This window comes from Ochrobactrum sp. BTU2, from assembly GCF_024539785.1.
Classification (GTDB): domain Bacteria; phylum Pseudomonadota; class Alphaproteobacteria; order Rhizobiales; family Rhizobiaceae; genus Brucella; species Brucella anthropi.
In genome coordinates, this window is the sequence record NZ_JAHWRG010000001.1 from 911159 (window position 1) to 927600 (window position 16442).

Consider the following 16442-nt stretch of genomic DNA (forward strand, 5'->3'; position numbering starts at 1 on the left):
GCTCAGAATAATCCTTTGCCACGGGCACGAAATGTCGCCCTTGGTGTTAGCACCTGACCTGAAAGGAGTATGCGGCACGCTCTAAAGCCAAGTCGTGGATAGCAGTGTCAGTGCGTAAAAATTTCCGGAGTTTGATCTTTTGCACGCGCCTCGGAGGAGACATGACGAGTCTTTCCTGGATCACGCTTCTGGCCTTCGCTCTTTCCGTCGCTTTCTGCCTCGGCTTTCGGGGGCTGGCACGCGAATGGCATCTCATCGACATTCCTGATGCCCGCAAGAGGCATGACGGGAATGTCCCGCTTTGCGGGGGCATTGCCATTTTTCTCTCGTTTTCCGCAGCCACGTTTCTGGCGTTTGGCGTTTCAGGACATGCCAATGCCATGGCCTTGCTGCCAGGGCTTGTGCTCATCCTCGTCGCCGGTGTTCTCGATGACCGTTTCAACCTGCCTGTCGCGCCGCGCCTTGCAATCCAGTTGCTCGCAGCCTTCCTGATAATTGCTATCACCGGGCTGACGCAGACCTATCTCGGGCTTGCTTCCGATGGCATCGAAACTGCCGCCACGTCCACTCCGGAAATGCTTATACAGGTCCTGACCGGACCGCTTTTCCTGATTATCGCGCTTGCTTTCATTGTCGGCCTCGTCAATGCGGTCAATATGAGTGACGGCGTGGACGGACTGGCAGGGTCGGCGAGTGCTGCCGCATTCTTCTGGCTGGCCGTCATCGGCTTCGGGATCGGCGAACATCGCCTCGGGCTTCAGGCGCTCGCCCTTGCTGCTGCCTGCCTCGGCTTTCTGGTCTTCAACATGCGGCATCGCTGGCGCACACGAGCAAGCCTTTTCCTTGGCGATGGCGGCAGCACATTTCTCGGTGCAGCCCTTGCCGGATTTATCCTCATCCTTGCAAGCGGAACCGCCGCCGTCGCCTTTCCCGTCCTGATCTGGATCGTGATCGTGCCAGTCATTGATACGCTGAGCCTGATCGTGCGCCGCATGTCTGTACGCAGAAGCCCGTTCTCGCCGGACCGGCAGCATCTGCATCATCTGCTGATGGATGCGGGGCTTTCCTGCGGGCAAACAGCCGTAGCGGTCATGGCGCTCAATCTTCTGGCGGGAGCCATCGCCTACATCGCCATCCGGTTCGACATACCCGTCTGGCCGATGCTTCTGGCGCTGGCGGTCCCTGCCGCAGCACACACGCTCTTCGTGCTGCGCATGACCAGAGGCGCACGTCCGATCGTTACCGCTTCGATGGCCGAGGCCAACCCGACCACCAAACCGAACATCACTTATCCAGGGGCAACTTCATGACTGTGTCCGTCCTCATCAGAACGCTTAACGAGGAAGTCAATCTACCTGCATGCCTCGCCTCACTCGACTGGTGCGACGATATCGTGGTGCTCGATTCATTCAGCACTGATCGTACCGTGGAAATCGCCAAAGCAGCGGGCGCGCGCGTCTATCAGCGCGTCTATGACACCGAGGACCGCCAGCGCATGTACGGGCTGACGGAAATCGAGTTCAAACATCTTTGGGTCTATACACCCGACGCGGACGAAATCACACCGCCGGACCTGCGAGATGAAATACTGTCGGTCACCGCTGATCTCGACCGACCGGAAGTGTTTTTCCGGCTTCGCTACAAGAACATGTTCATGGGGCGCTGGATACGCCATGCAAGCCTCTATCCGACATGGATCACCCGGCTGGTCAGGCCGGATCGCGTACGCTTCGAGCGTTCAATCCATGCACGCGCAACCGGAGGTCCGAGCGGCCAGTTACAGGCGCATTTCATCCATTACAGCTTCAACAAGGGGCTCGCCGCCTGGTACGACAAACACAATCTCTATTCCACCGTTGAAGCGGATTTGTCGGCAGCGCGGCTTCTTGAGCGGCGCGTCGATTGGGGTGGCCTCCTGTCGGGCAATCCGGAACGGCGTCGGCGCGCCATGAAATCCCTGTCCTACAATTTGCCGTGTCGACCGACCTTGCGCTTCTTCTACATGTATGTGCTGCGCGGTGGCTTCCTCGACGGCAAGCCCGGCTATCTCTATTGCCGCCTGCTTTCGGCTTACGAGTTCATGATCGTGATCAAGATGGAAGAGCAACGCCAGCGTCAATCGGCGCTTCTGGCTGAATCTTCATCAGTCAGACGCCCTTTGGAAACCGAAGCACCAGAACGGCGTATGGTATGATGCTGCCCATTATTCTGCCCTGTGCCGTTTTGTTCGGACTGGTCGCCATGTTCTTCTCGGAACCTGTTCTGACCTTGCAGGATGATGGCGGCAGAGCTGATGTGATCGTCGTACCCGGCGGAGACGGACCGCCCCGCGCGGCGGAGGCCGCACGTCTCTGGAAGGAGGGCCGCTCACCGGTGATCCTTGTTACCGGCGACGGTGATTGTCTCTCCAACAAACGGATCATGGTGCGCAAAGGCGTGACGCCGTCGGCGATTTTTGTGGAATGCCAATCGGGCAGCACCTGGCAGAATGCCCGATTTTCCGCGCCCCTCATGCGCGAAATACAGGCCAGAAGTGCGCTGATCGTGACCAACTGGTATCACTCGCGCCGCGCCATAGCGAGCTTTCGCGCCGCATGCCCCCAGATGCGTTTCATCTCGTCTCCCATCGGCGGCGATGACGGTCGGCCCGGTTTTCCGACAACACCCACGGACATGGAACTCGTCGTCAAGGAATATGTGAAACTTGGCTGGTATCTGATTTCAGGCCGCATCTTCCCACACGACCTTTCCACGGACGAACCGGCACCCGATCTTTCGGATGTATGCGCTGATGCGGGGGTTACACAATGAACCTCTCACTCACCTGGATTTTCGTCGGTTGCGTCCTCTGCCTTCTGGCTGGCGGTCTCTTCTCCAGACCGGAACGCATGTATCAGTTTCCGTTTCTTGCAGGGGTGATGACCTTCGGCTTCCTGCTGCCGCAGCTTCCCGCCCTCGTATATGATCAGTTTCTGCCTTCCGGCGCTTACGCCAAGACGATGATCATGGGCATTCTGTCGTTCGCAATGCTGATGCTTGGATGGCGCCTGACGAAAAAGCCGATTCAGTTTCTCAGCATGAGTTTCAGCGAACGCAGACTGCTCTGGGCTGCAGCCGGACTGTCGGCTTTCGGCGCTGTCTTCTATTTCCTCCTTAGCCGTCTTCCAGGAGACGTCTCCATCGGCGTACAAATGACTGGTATGCCGGTGGTGTACCTCTTCTTTGCACAGCTCATGCCCTATGGCCTGGCCATCGCCGTCCTGTGTTTCGCACGGCGGCCGTCATGGTTCGCCATCGCGATCATCCTGTTCGATCTGGTTTTCTATCTGGACCGTATTCTGGTCACAGGAAAACGCGCAGAGACCATCCAGCTGGTCCTCATGTTCCTTCTCGCCTTCTGGTTCTACCGACGGATTGTCGTACCTCGAACAATCATGGCAATCAGCATTCTGGCTGGCACATTTCTGATGACCAGTATGGGCGATTATCGACAGGTAACCCGTGCGGATGCGAGCTTTGTTCTCGATGAGATTCTGGAGATCGACTATGCCGCCAATTTTCGCGCTACCCTTGACCGTGGTGGTCCGGAAATGCGCAATGCCGTGCAACGTATTGATGAAATTGATCGGCGGCTCGAGTTTGATTACGGCAAATATCACTGGAACCGTATCATCTTTACATTCGTTCCGGCGCAACTTGTGGGTAGTCGCATCAAGGAAGCGCTCTATCTCGATGTCCCGGAACCCAGCCGCGATTACAACCCTTTGACAGGCTCGACCGAAACGGGATTGGTCGATGCGTTCTTGTCATTCTGGTATTTCGGAGCCCTGAAATTCCTGCTGCTTGCCTGGGCCATGCGCAGACTTTGGGAAACGGCAATGGCAGGCGAGATGCTCGGACAATTGGTGTATATGCTTTCCATTGTTCCGGCCATGCACTCAATTTCTCATCACACGGATTGGGTCGTGCCTGTCTGGATTCACATGGCATTGTTCCTCATTCCCGTTCTGTCGTTCTGCGTAATCCGCAATCGATCAATCCAGCTCCCGCTTCCGCCATCACAAAGTGGCGCGATCAACATTGCGGGGGCCAGGTTTCAGGAAGGATGGTCATCATGACCGTGACGTCAGACCACAAAGGGACGTTCGCCGGAGAAACCGGTAAATCGCGCCAACTGGATGGCATTTCAGGCAGAATGAACGCGTCGCGCCCCATGGAAGGCGGCGCAACCTTCACTCTCGGACACCGTGTTCAGCGTCTGTGCTGGCAGGCAAGCTGGCTGTTACTGGCGGCATGGACGCCGTCTTTCCTGTGGCGCTGGCGTGGCGCGGTGTTGCGCGCCTTCGGCGCGAAGGTTCACAAGACCGCCATCGTGCGCGGCAGTGCGCGTATCTGGTGGCCGGGCAATCTGACCATGGGTGCTCATTCATCGCTGGGACCGGGTGCGCTCTGCTATAACGTAGCGCACGTAACGCTTGCCCCATTCGCCATCGTTTCACAACGCGCGCATCTGTGCACGGCGGGGCACAATATCGATCAGGCGGATTTTCCCCTCACGGCAGCACCCATTCACATCGGGCCTTATGGCTGGGTTGCAGCTGAAGCCTTTGTCGGGCCGGGCGTGACCATCGGTGAAGGCGCAGTTCTTGGCGCACGCGGGGTCGGCTTCCGTGATATGGAACCATGGATGGTCTATGTCGGCAATCCCGCCAAGCCCGTGAGACCCCGGCGGAAGCCCTGACAATCAGGAAGCAGGAACGGACCGGAGCGCCTTGCGGCCTGCAACGGCACCGCTTTTTTGCGGCTGAAAGCTCTGATAGGCCGCAATTGTCTGGAGAGCGATGCGTGGCCAGGTGTAGTTGGCCCGCACAAGTCTGGCACCAGCCGCACCCATGCGTTTCGCGCGATCCGGGTCTTCCAGAATTTGCTCAAGCGCTGAAGCCACAGCCATCGGGTCGAGTGAACAGACCGCACCGGCACCGGCTTCAGCGACTTCCGGAAAATGACATGCATCGGTAATCGCAACCGGTACGCCGCAGGCCAGCGCCTCGGTTATGGCGACGCTGAATCCTTCCTGACGGCTTGGCAGGCAAAAACAGGCCGATTGTTTCAGGGCAGCGATCTTCGCCGGACCATAGAGCCCGCCTGTCATGTGTACCCGCGTCTCAAGCCCGTATTGACGAATACGCTGCCGAAAATCTTCTTCCGCACCACCATCGGGACCCGCGACAACCAGATCCACATCAGGAAACAAGGGGGCAACACGACGAAAGGCATCGGCAAGTATATCAAGACCTTTCTTGTAGTGCAGCCGCGACAGAAAAAGTATGTAGGGCCGTTCCGGCAATCCGCGCACGGCAATATCCTTGTCGCCCTCGACTTCATTGAGGAAAATTCCGTTCGGGATGATCATCGAAGGTGATTTCAGGCCAAGTGGCCGCATCAGCTCGATTTCATCCGCATTCAGCGCGTGGATGAAGGCTGCACCGTCGAGCATACGACGAAAGCCGAGCATCATCGCGATCTTCTTCTTCCATGCGCTCTGTTGCATGCTCCACACGTCGAGCATACCGCAACAACATACGCAATATGGCACACGATAGCGGCGGCAAAGCATTGATGCCCGCAACAGATTGGTTTCCCATATGCCATGAAGATGCACAAAATCTGCCGAGCGCAGCAGCATCTCCATTGCTTTTGCTGCAGCCCCGCCGAACAAGGTTTCCCGCAAGTCAGGCATTGGCAGAAGCAGGGTGCGCACCTTGTCGAAACCGGGAATTGTGGCCGTGGCGCTGACGGCGCGACCGCTCACTTCATCATCGCTATAGCTTACGATTGTCACTTCATGACCGAGCGTTGCCTGCGCTGCTGCAAGCCGCACCACGACGGCTTGCGGGCCGCCCTTGGCAGGGTCGTAGGAACCGATGACGTGGACAATGTTCATGCCGCCTTCTCCCGAAAGATTGCTGAGGTCAACCGTTCGCCATAACGCGATAAAGTAAAATCAGCCGCGCGTTCGCGGGCGCTTTCGCCCATCCGTTCCAGCGCCGCCGGATTGCCTGCAAGTTCCCGCAGGATTTCTGTTGTCTCCATGACGTCCCGGATAGGCACGATATAGCCGTCGATACCGTTGCGAACGACACTGCCCGTATTCTCCGTACAAATTACAGGCAGCCCAGCGGCCAGCGCTTCATAAACGGAAATCGCCGACCCTTCGCATAACGAAGGCAACAGAAAAACATCGGCCCACTCAAATTGCTTGCGCATCTCGCTGCGCGGAATGGGGCCTGTCAATTCGACCGAGGCGGCGAGCTTCTTCTGTGCTTCCGGCAACAGTTCCAGCGGGCCGACCATCCGGAATTCCACCTCTCCCGCCAGTAATCGGGAAACCCCGCCGACATAAGGCGAGCCTTTGCGCAAGCCAACCGCGCCCACTGTCAGCACGTGCAATTTGCCTGGTGCCCGTGGTTTCCGTTCAACCTGGAAACGCGTATCGACACCTGTCGGAACCACCACGATCTTTTCGGGAGCACAACCTTCTTCAACCACATGACGGGCAACAAAAGGCGATGGACACACAACCACATCGGCCAGCTGCCATTCAACTCGTTCACGCTCCGCGAAAGCCTCGGAATATCCATCGCTTTCGAGCGGCAATTGCCAACCCGGGTTCAACAATTCCTCTTCATAACCAAGCTGGTCAACGATGGCGCGCGGCGCGATCACCTGATCTACCGCTGTCCAAAGACCCATTTTTCGCGCAGCCGACAACAGTTCAACAGCTTCACCGCTGAAGGCATAGACCCCGCTTGCGCCGTGAAATCCGCTTTCCGCGACCAGCCTTCCGAATGTTTCACCAGCCCATATTGCATTGGCAGTGGATTTCGGCCCGGTCTGGTTCGCCAGTCTGCGTACGGCGGAATGCAGTCCGAAGCCCGGAAAGGTTGTCATCTGTTGTTGGGGAATTCCCTGGGGCTTGCGTCCAATCAATCTCCGAACAGAGGATGGGAGTGCATTGGAGGGCAAGCTGTTGAGGAAACGTGGCCATCCCTGAAAAGCGCATATGTCCGTATAAAAATGTGCCAGCTTCTGATTATTCGCAAAAATCCGCGGGACTGCATAGTGCCGGCGGGCGCCCAACTGGCTGACAACGACCGACCCATCCATCATAATTCCCTCGGCTGGAACTGCCGGTCGAGAACCGGCATGGCCTGTGGCACCACCTTTTCCTCAAGCCGCGAGATGGCCGACTGCCAGACGGCTGCGCCATATTCACGCGAATAGGCCGTTTCCATCAGATAGCGGGCATTGTTGCCCATCGACATGCGTCCCACAGGCGAATGGCGCAAATGAAGGATCGCATTGACCAACGCATCGACATCGCCCGGTCTCAGCGCCATACCGCACTGAAAATCGCGGACGATCGTGCCGATCTCGCCTTCCGTATCACCGATGAAGATTGTCGGACGGGCCGCCGCGAGGACGCCGTAGAACTTGCTGGGCACGATACAATGTTCCAGCTCCGGCTTCAGCGAAACCAGATGTACATTGGCCGCGCCAAGGCTCTCGGAGAGCTTTTCCACGGGCTGGAATGGTTTCATCATCACATTGGTCAAGCCGCGTCGCTTGACTTCACTTTCGACGAAACCACGCTGCTGCCCCTCGCCGATCATCAAAAAGACGATGCTTTTCATATGCCGGAGCCGCTCCGCAGCATCGAGCACCGTCTTGAACTCGTGTGCGCGCCCGAAGTTGCCCGAGTAACCGATGACGAATTTTCGACCGAGCCCCCAGCCACGGCGCAAGGGGTTCTGCGACGGCTCCACCGGAACGATTTCGTTGCGGTCGGCCCAGTGGTGAACCACGCTCAGGCTTTCCGCCGGAATATCCCGTGTCGAAAGATAATGCGCCATGCGCTCTATCGGACAGATTGTCAGTGCAGACTGGCGCATCGACCAGTTGCGCAGGATCAGGGCGAGCTTACCGGAAACGGTATCGGATTTGATGAGGCCGAGTTCCATTGCCGTTTCGGGAAAAAGATCCATCACCCAGTTGACCAGCTTTGCCCGTCGCAGGCGAACAGGCAGCGCTGCCGAAACGGAAAGAAGCGGCGGATCGGTACAGACGACGCAGACATCGTCCTTACGGGCATTGGATGCAAACCAGGCGGCTGCGGACAGATGAAAGGTTGCATAATCGACCGCGCGCCCGACAAGCTTACCCCGACCAAAGCCCGAGGTCCATATGCGATGCACATCTATGCCGTCGATCGTTTCACGCGCGGGCAACACGTCCTTCCGCTTGTCGTGATAGCTGCGGCTTGCCAGCACTGTCGTCTCGATGCCTTCACGCACAAGCGTATGGGCAAGGCTCGTCACCATCCGGCTCGTCGCCGACTGGTCCGGGTAGAAGTAACGATTGGCAAGCACCACACGCATGATTTCACGTCCTGTTGTTCGATCCCGTTGAAACGAGCATCGCAACTGCGCAGCAGATACCGCAAGAAACACAAAGGCATGGCATGCACCGACACCGGGCGAACTGCCTACCTCTTTGGGTGAAACCGGACATACCGGGCGCGCCTCAAGCCTCATCCGAAGAGGGATGTTCCGGCCCGCAATTGCCGTTTTGGAGCCGTTCTGCCCACGCAGGAAATCGCTAACATGGTTTCATTGCAGCTTTGGAAAGCTTTGGTCGGAGGGAAGCCCTTGCAAGAGAAAACAGCTCTCATCGTCGGTGTGACCGGACAGGACGGCGCTTATCTAAGCGAGCTTCTGCTCAAAAAAGGCTATCGCGTACATGGCCTGAAACGGCGGTCTTCCTCGTTCAACACCGCGCGTATCGATCATCTCTATCAGGACCCGCATGAGGAGGACATTCGCTTCCGCCTGCATTTCGGTGACCTGACCGATGCAACCAATCTGTGCCGTGTCATTCAGGAAGTACGGCCCGACGAGATTTATAATCTCGGCGCGCAAAGCCATGTTCAGGTAAGCTTTGAAACGCCTGAATATACGGCCAATGCCGATGCGCTCGGCACGCTGCGCCTACTCGAATCCATGCGTATTCTGGGTCTCGGCAAGACATGCCGTTTCTATCAGGCTTCCACGTCGGAACTCTTCGGTAACAGCTCGCCCCAGGCACAGAACGAACAGACGCCTTTCGCCCCGCGCAGTCCTTATGCGACGGCAAAGCTCTATGCCTACTGGACGACGGTAAACTACCGCGACGCCTATGGCTTCCATGCCTCCAACGGCATTTTGTTCAATCACGAAAGCCCGCTTCGCGGCGAAACCTTCGTTACCCGCAAGATCACCCGTGCTGTCGCGGCCATTGAACGCGGCCTGCAAGACAGGCTTCGGCTCGGCAATCTCGATGCCCGTCGCGACTGGGGTCATGCGCGTGATTATGTCGAGGGCATGTGGCGTATCCTGCAGGAAGACACCGCCGACGACTACGTGCTGGCGACCGGCGAAACGCACACGGTGCGCGAGTTTGTCGAACACGCCTTCAAGGCCGTCGACAAGGAGATCGAGTGGCACGGTAACGGCGTGGAAGAAATCGGCCGTGACCGAAAATCCGGCAATTGCCTGATAGAGATCGATCCCCGCTATTTCCGTCCGAACGAGGTCGACTTCCTGCTCGGCGATGCATCCAAGGCGAAAAATCGCCTCGGCTGGCAGCATACAACGGGCTTCGACAATCTTGTCACCGAAATGGTCGACTGGGATTTGCGCAACATCATGCGGGAGGTTGGACGCAATGACTTCTACGGCTGACATCACCCCCGCTCCGTTTTATTCACTCGAAGGCAAGAAGGTGTTCGTTGCCGGGCATACAGGCATGGTCGGTTCGGCCATTCTGCGCCGCCTGCAAGGCACGGATTGCGACATCATCACTGCAGCGCACAGCGCACTCGATCTGACCCGGCAGGGACCGACGGAGAATTTCATCAGCGGTCGCAAGCCGGATGTCATCATCATCGCTGCCGCCCGCGTTGGGGGCATCCTTGCCAATTCGCAATATCCGGCAGATTTTCTCTATGACAATCTCGCCATCGGCATGAACCTCATCCGCGCCGCCCATCAGAACGGTGTCGAACGTCTGTTGTGGCTCGGATCAAGCTGCATCTATCCCCGCGACGCAGCGCAGCCTCTCACCGAGGATGCCCTGATGACAGGCCCGCTGGAAGCGACCAACGAAGCCTATGCCGTCGCCAAGATCGCAGGGCTTGAATATGCGCGGGCTTGCGCACGGCAATATGGCAATCACTTCATGACGGCGATGCCGACCAATCTTTACGGTCCAAACGACAATTTTGATCCCAACACCTCGCATGTCCTGCCGGCATTGATACGCCGGATTCACGAGGCCAAGGTGCGAGGGACCGACCATGTGACGCTCTGGGGCACCGGCAAGCCCTTGCGGGAGTTCCTGCATGTGGACGATCTTGCCGATGCCTGCCTGCACATGCTGCGTTTCTACGACGGCATTGAGCCGATGAACATCGGGACGGGTGAAGAGATTTCAATCAAGGATCTGGCGCTGACCGTTGCCTGCGTCGTCGGTTACGAAGGTCGCTTTGAACACGACCTCAGCAAACCGGACGGTACACCGCGCAAACTCCTTGACACGTCGCGGATGCGGGCGCTGGGCTGGAAGCCGCAAATTCGTCTGGAGGACGGCCTGCGTGAAGTCTATCGCGATTGGTTGGAGGAAGCCGCCGATCCTGTCGCCGCTTGAAGCCCCCGGAAAAGCGGGACCCGCTTTTCCGATCAAGCGCGACGTTTTCTTCGACATTGTCGATCCTGGACAAGTCTCCTCGGCATCCCTCATGCCGGGGAGACGCGCAGCGTCGTCCCGAAGCACGAAGAGACGCCCCGCCTTCCTAAGTTTCCATTGAAGTGAAACTCTCAACCTATGACGGCGAGCCGCCGACCCTGCTCATATCCAGCTCGACGCGCAGGATGTCACCCGGTTTGATTTCCGTGCTTTCGTTGGCGACGATATCCTGAAAGCTGCCATTCACGATACGACTGATCGAGAACACCAGTTTCTGACGCAGCGTGGCCGCGGAAATATTACCGGAAGACTTGGCGATCTCGGCCATAGCCTGGAGTTGTGTATTGCTGCGGCGCTCCATGCGGGCAATGTTGAGGTCAATATCCTGCAAATTGGTAGCCGCTTCGCTTTTGCGAATTTCTTCCAGATTGGCGATGCGCTGTTCCATGGCAAGCTGGTTCTGTCTTGCCCGTGCAAGAAACGAAGCAAGCTCCAGCGCAGCACGCCGTGTGGCCGACAGATCACGCTCCATGTCGCGCAGGTTGGATTTTGCGGCCAGGCCGCGATCCACCAGCGACTTGCTGGAATCCACATTCTCCTGCAACAGCCCGATTTCGGTGTCGTGCAGCTTGATACTCTGCTGCAGGGTCTGGATTTCATCGCCATAGCTCGCTGCTTGCGCTTCAAGCGCCCGACGCTCGGCTGCAAGATTGTTGCGGCGGACGTTGAACACTGTCTTTTCACCGTCCAGCATCTTCTGCGTCAGGGCCACGGTTTCCTTGTTCGCAGCTGCCTGATCCGGCAGAGTATAAGTGAAATCCGTGCCGTTCAGTTCCGCCTCGAAACGGGCCCGCCGGATTGCCATGGCAGTGATCTGCATCTGCAGGTCGACATATTCCTGCTGCGCGGAAATAAGCTGCATCCCGGCAGTCAGGGCTGGAGATTCCGCTTTTCCGGCTCCGCCACCCAGCGCCATAAGTTCAAGCACCACCATTCCGGGCCGGAACTGATATTTTCCCGGCGCCTTCACATCACCAACGACAAATACCGGTGCATACTGATTGATCGTGGCTGTGACCGTCAGTCCCGGAATATGCTGGGATAGCGATCCCGCGATCTTCTCGCTGATCTCATTGGTAGTCAGCCCGGTGACGGAAATATTGCCCACGACCGGATAACCGATATTGCCGTCCACATCGACCGGGTAAAGCCCGGTGAGTGACGGTTGCCCATAAACGGTTACCTGCAGCACGTCATTTGCGCCGACCCGATAGGCTTGTCCGTCCGCAAGCGCTCCAAAAGTCCCGCCGACCAGAATGAGGCCCGAAAGCATAGTGGCCCGAAGATGGGTACCAATGCGATTCTTGATGATCCTGTATGACATGGTTTGCCCTCACGCCTGTTCCTGTGCGCCATCCGCATCTGGTTTCCGGCGCCGCGCGAATATCGCGCTTATGCTCCGCCGTGCTTTCTGCAAGCCCAGTCCGCAAAGCACCACGGGGAGCACTATCCAGCTGCGATAAGACGAAGAATTATGGTTCACGACCGCCAGCGCGGGCTTGCGCCCGAACGACGCCATCGTCTGTATCAATGCATTGGTCGCAAGCTGGTCCTGTCGGTCAGACGGAACCACAAGAAGCGCCGTATCCGTCGCCCGCGACAGGAGAACCGAGCGCTTGTCTTCCATGACCGCCGGCAGATCGACGAGGATGATCTTGTGATCCGCGCGCAACTGGGCAATCAGCTCGGCCAGCCAGTCTCCGTCACGCATCTGCCTGTTCGGCTTGATGATATCAATCCCCGAACCGTGATCATGCACGAGCGTTGCACCGGAAAGCGGACGCCCTGTAGAAACAGCGCCGTAATCGCCATGCGGAAGCCCAAAGGCCTCCGACAGGCCCGACCGCTTGTTTGTCGCATCGATGACTGCAACCGTTAAGCCGGTCGCGGCGATCTGTTGCGCGAGCGCGGTGATCAACAGGGTCTTTCCCTCGCCATCGGACAGGGATACGACGGACAGCGCCAAGGAATCCCGGCCGCGTGTCAGTGCCCGCAGACGATCGTGCACGGATTTGATTGCACGACCGAACGGGCTTGCCGGATCGAGACCGCGATTGACGAGAAGCGGCACAGTCAGCTGCGGCGAAACCGGCAGCAACGTCGCAGCCGGAATGCCGGGCAGCATCAGAGATGCCGTCTGCGCGGGCCTGATCTTGTCGAATGTTTCCTTCAGCATGGTGCCTGCAAGTGAAACCAGTCCGCCCAACCCCAGCCCCAGCAGCAGCCAGTTGGCGAGGTTCGGGCTGGCCTTGGCCATCGCCGGCTCCGCAGGCGAGATCATCTGTGCTTCGGGCGCAGCAATGCCGTCCTGTTCGATCAGCTGCTTGTAACGCGTGAGATAGCTTTCATAGACCGTGCGGCTGGCATTGGCCTCGCGGTCCAGCTGCCCGGCCCTGACTTGTGCCTGATTGGCTTCGGCAAGATCGGCTTCCGCATCTTTCAATGCGCCTTCCAGTCCGCTGCGCCGCTGACGCGCAATCTGGATTTCATTGCCAAGGCTCTTGATGATTTCGCCGACCTGGCTCGAAATCTGCTGCTTCAACGCTTCCTGTTCGGCCTTCAGCACAGGAATTTCAGCGCTCTTCAACGCACCGTTCGACTGCAATTCGCCAAGCTGGCGTTCGACGCGTGCTGCCTCATTGCGCAAGGTCTGGATCGCAGGCGAAGCCAGCACCTCGGCCAGTGCAGGCGCTTCATTGTTGTTCTTCAGCTCTGATGCCGTGCGCAATCGTGCTTCGGCGAGCGAGACTGCTCCCGTTGCGGCGACAATTTCATTGTTCAGCGCCGCGACGCGCTGGGCCTGAAAGCTGATCTGTCCCTGATCGCCCGCAAGCCGCGACTTCTGGCGGAACTCTTCCGCAGCACTTTCGGCACTTTCAAGATCGCTGCGCAAGGTACCAAGCTTTTCGCCCAGCCATTCGCTGATACGCCGCGTGGCCGATTGTTGCACGTCGATCTGATGATTGAGATAGGCCGTGGCAAAGGCATTGGCGACCTGGGCTGCATAAACCCGATCGGAAGCGCGATAAGAAATGAAGATCGTATAGGAACGGCCATCATTTGTGACCCGCAACCGCGAAAGAAGAAGGTCGATCTGCTGGCGTTCCCGCATGGCCGGATCGACATCGCGTGCGCTCTTCGCCTGCGATCCTGTATTCGAAGCAGACGACAACACCGTGCGCGAACGGAATTCCGTCGGCACGACAATGTTCTCCGCTTGCAGAATGTCGATGACCTTGCGCGCCATCATACGCGAATTGATGATATCGAGTTCGGAACGCAGAACCGGACTGTCCTGCGGCAATGGGGTGATCGCGCTTTCATTGGGAAGCGCCTGCAATCGCCGCATATCCAGCACCAGCACAGACTCCGACACATAACTGACTGGTGCTGTAAGATACCCTGCGAAGCCGACACCGATGCCTGCAAGCACCGGTACGATCAGCATCATCCTTCTACGTTTTATAGTGTCGAGCAGGTCAGCCACCGGCTGCCGCCCGTTTCCTGCTGAAACGTCGGAGATAATCACCAAAAGTCTCCTTCACGGAACAATTCTATCCGTCGGCCGGGCGGCTTCGCTGCCGCCAGTTGCGCCCTACTGCAAGTCGGAAAACGATGTTTCCGACGGGAACAGCTCGTTGATGATGCAAGCCACTTCGGTACGGTTGGACGCCTTCAGCTTCTTCATGATGTTGCGGATATGAACCTTGACCGTGCTTTCCCGCAGCTTCAGCTCATAGGCGATGATCTTGTTCGCCTTGCCCCGGCGCAGCGCATTGACCACTTCGGCCTGACGCTGGGTAAACATTCCGCCGAGAGGTTGCAGCCGCTGAGAGTTCGGATCGGTGGCGTGACGCAGAGCGAGCACACTGCTGGCTGGAACGAAGGTTCCGCCCGCCATGGCAAGCCGCAATGCTTCAACGCAGACATTCACATTCACCGATGTTGGAATATACCCCTTCACGCCATGGTCGAGCGCTTTGAGAACCTGCGAGATTTCTTCCTTGTCGGCCAGAAGAATGACCGGTGCCGGAGCGCAGTCAGTAACAATGCGATTGAGATAATTTCCGACAGCCGGGTCCGAAACCTTCTGGCCACCGATGTTGAAGAGCACTGCACCTGCGGTGCGGCCCTTGCGCTGATGTTGCCACTGCTCGAACGAGCTGAATGTGGCGATCGACATTTCGATGCTGTGGTTTGTCAGTCCATGTGCGAGGCATTCGCGATCCAACGCACGGTTGTCTATGATGACCAGTAGCGGCAACATGCTGTCGTTAGGCTGTTCAGGTTTAAAAGAACTATCTTTTGACGCCCCAAAGCCATTATTCTTTAATTCACTCGTCCTGCTACTGAATTGTGGAGAAATGTTCATCTGTTCGCCCTCTAATCCGACTTATGCGCACGACCCCATTGCTTGCACATCACAATCACGGAAGCGCATCGGTTACCTGTTTTATTTTTCTTCTTGAGATCTAGACAAAACCCCGGAAGCAATTCTTGTTTTTGTTCTTATTTTGATGAAAAGACTGCCTGAAAATTCTTTGAGTGTCATTAACCTAGATTAAGGGTTTCGGCAAAATATGGTTTAGACAAAGCGCGGATATATACCCAATTAGTGGTAGAAATTACTACCTTGCCAAAACAAATGGCCTCGCTGAAACTCTTTAGATACCTGGCCTCCTTGGAAGAGCCGGGGGAAACGAATCGTGGGGGGCGCTCGACTTAAAACTTATATGCACTCATGCTGGGCGAAACGGCAGGTAGGCTCTATGGTGGTAAATGCCGACGAAGCAAAAACGCTGCGCCATTTTCTGGAAAGCGCGCCTATCAGTGCGGTTTTCAATGAAAGCGACCTGAGCGTTCTTAGCGCCCTGCCCATATCCTCAAAAAACTATGCCCCGCACACCGTGGTGAGCAGCCAGGGAGACTGGGCCAATTCGGTTCACATAATAAAGAGTGGTTGGGGCTGCATCTATCGCGATCTTCCCGATGGCGATCGCCAGATTCTGGACTTTCCCATGAAAGGTGATTTTCTGGGTTTCCGAACCGGGCTCGGCTTCAACTATTATACCCTGATTTCGGTTACCGAGCTTTCTGTCCTCGAAATCTCCCTGGATCATCTCACCGAAAGCCTTCTCAACTCCCCTCGTCTTGCCATGACATTCATGGAACTGATGGCGCGTCAGCGTGCCATTCTGATTGAGCATCTCATCAGCATAGGCCGCCGAAGTGCACTTGTGCGTATCGCGCATCTCCTGCTCGAACTGGGGCACAGGGCGCGGATCAACGGAACGGGCGATGAAAACAGCTTTTTCTGCCCGCTGACACAAAGCGAGCTGGCCGATGCGCTGGGGCTTACGCCGATCCATATCAACCGGATGCTGCGTGAACTTCGTGAGGACGATCTTCTTGTCTTCCGCAACAATGAGGTCGAATTTCTGAACCGGTCAGCTCTCGTCCATATTTCAAGCTTCGATGAGCACTATCTGACCATGGAAATTTTCCCGCGCGTACGGATCAGCCGGTGAGCGGCACGCAAAATCACGGATTATTCCAGCAGGAAACTATCGTTGATAAGTCATCAAAACTCGCATACTAAA

At 57.2% G+C, this 16442-nt stretch carries 14 protein-coding genes; 8 read left to right on the forward strand and 6 right to left on the reverse strand.

Annotated features, from left to right (window positions below):
• Positions 1–161: 161 nt before the first annotated feature.
• The 5 genes from KWJ32_RS04195 to KWJ32_RS04215 all read left to right on the forward strand — a co-directional run bounded on the left by KWJ32_RS04195 (position 162) and on the right by KWJ32_RS04215 (position 4741).
• Positions 162–1310 carry an MraY family glycosyltransferase gene (locus KWJ32_RS04195; protein WP_012092809.1) on the forward strand — a complete coding sequence of 383 codons (1149 nt, stop codon included), beginning with the start codon at positions 162–164 and terminating at the stop codon, positions 1308–1310.
• On the forward strand, positions 1307–2194 hold the full coding sequence (locus KWJ32_RS04200) for a glycosyltransferase family 2 protein (RefSeq protein ID WP_012092808.1): 888 nt from the start codon (positions 1307–1309) through the stop codon (positions 2192–2194). Before KWJ32_RS04195 ends, KWJ32_RS04200 begins: the two co-directional genes overlap by 4 nt.
• Positions 2191–2811: a YdcF family protein gene (locus tag KWJ32_RS04205; protein ID WP_010658576.1), complete on the forward strand. Its 621-nt coding sequence runs from the start codon at positions 2191–2193 to the stop codon at positions 2809–2811. The genes KWJ32_RS04200 and KWJ32_RS04205 overlap by 4 nt, the downstream gene beginning before the upstream one ends.
• The gene (locus KWJ32_RS04210; RefSeq protein WP_012092807.1) at positions 2808–4118 is read left to right on the forward strand and encodes a hypothetical protein; all 1311 of its coding nucleotides are present in this window, start codon (positions 2808–2810) and stop codon (positions 4116–4118) included. Before KWJ32_RS04205 ends, KWJ32_RS04210 begins: the two co-directional genes overlap by 4 nt.
• A gap of 77 nt (positions 4119–4195) precedes the next feature.
• Positions 4196–4741: an acetyltransferase gene (locus KWJ32_RS04215; RefSeq protein ID WP_043063089.1), complete on the forward strand. Its 546-nt coding sequence runs from the start codon at positions 4196–4198 to the stop codon at positions 4739–4741.
• A 3-nt stretch (positions 4742–4744) separates the two neighbouring features.
• On the opposite strand, the gene KWJ32_RS04220 is transcribed toward KWJ32_RS04215, so the two are convergent.
• Genes KWJ32_RS04220 through KWJ32_RS04230 form a run of 3 tightly spaced genes read right to left on the reverse strand, consistent with a single transcriptional unit; the run spans position 4745 to position 8438 of the window.
• Complete coding sequence (locus KWJ32_RS04220; protein ID WP_012092805.1) at positions 4745–5944, reverse strand: glycosyltransferase; 1200 nt, start codon at positions 5942–5944, stop codon at positions 4745–4747.
• Positions 5941–7167, reverse strand: a complete 1227-nt coding sequence (locus tag KWJ32_RS04225; protein WP_012092804.1) for a glycosyltransferase family 4 protein — start codon at positions 7165–7167, stop codon at positions 5941–5943. Before KWJ32_RS04225 ends, KWJ32_RS04220 begins: the two co-directional genes overlap by 4 nt.
• Positions 7167–8438, reverse strand: coding sequence for a glycosyltransferase family 4 protein (locus tag KWJ32_RS04230; protein ID WP_012092803.1), 1272 nt, complete (start codon positions 8436–8438; stop codon positions 7167–7169). Before KWJ32_RS04230 ends, KWJ32_RS04225 begins: the two co-directional genes overlap by 1 nt.
• Before the next feature lie 270 nt (positions 8439–8708).
• Between KWJ32_RS04230 and gmd the strand changes: the two genes are divergently transcribed.
• Both gmd and KWJ32_RS04240 read left to right on the forward strand, forming a co-directional pair.
• On the forward strand, positions 8709–9779 hold the full coding sequence (gene gmd / locus KWJ32_RS04235) for a GDP-mannose 4,6-dehydratase (RefSeq protein ID WP_010658570.1): 1071 nt from the start codon (positions 8709–8711) through the stop codon (positions 9777–9779).
• Positions 9763–10743, forward strand: coding sequence for a GDP-L-fucose synthase (locus KWJ32_RS04240; protein WP_012092801.1), 981 nt, complete (start codon positions 9763–9765; stop codon positions 10741–10743). Before gmd ends, KWJ32_RS04240 begins: the two co-directional genes overlap by 17 nt.
• A gap of 175 nt (positions 10744–10918) precedes the next feature.
• Here KWJ32_RS04240 and KWJ32_RS04245 read toward each other — a convergent pair whose 3' ends face one another.
• From KWJ32_RS04245 to KWJ32_RS04255, 3 genes are all read right to left on the reverse strand, one after another.
• Positions 10919–12166, reverse strand: a complete 1248-nt coding sequence (locus KWJ32_RS04245; RefSeq protein WP_012092800.1) for a polysaccharide biosynthesis/export family protein — start codon at positions 12164–12166, stop codon at positions 10919–10921.
• Positions 12167–12175: 9 nt separating this feature from the next.
• Positions 12176–14371 (reverse strand): exopolysaccharide transport family protein, encoded by a 2196-nt coding sequence (locus tag KWJ32_RS04250; protein ID WP_010658567.1) that lies wholly within the window; start codon positions 14369–14371, stop codon positions 12176–12178.
• 66 nt (positions 14372–14437) lie between these two features.
• The gene (locus KWJ32_RS04255; RefSeq protein ID WP_012092799.1) at positions 14438–15214 is read right to left on the reverse strand and encodes a response regulator transcription factor; all 777 of its coding nucleotides are present in this window, start codon (positions 15212–15214) and stop codon (positions 14438–14440) included.
• A gap of 397 nt (positions 15215–15611) precedes the next feature.
• On the opposite strand from KWJ32_RS04255, the gene KWJ32_RS04260 reads away from it, so the two are divergent.
• Positions 15612–16370: a Crp/Fnr family transcriptional regulator gene (locus KWJ32_RS04260; RefSeq protein WP_010658565.1), complete on the forward strand. Its 759-nt coding sequence runs from the start codon at positions 15612–15614 to the stop codon at positions 16368–16370.
• The last annotated feature ends 72 nt before the right edge of the window (positions 16371–16442 follow it).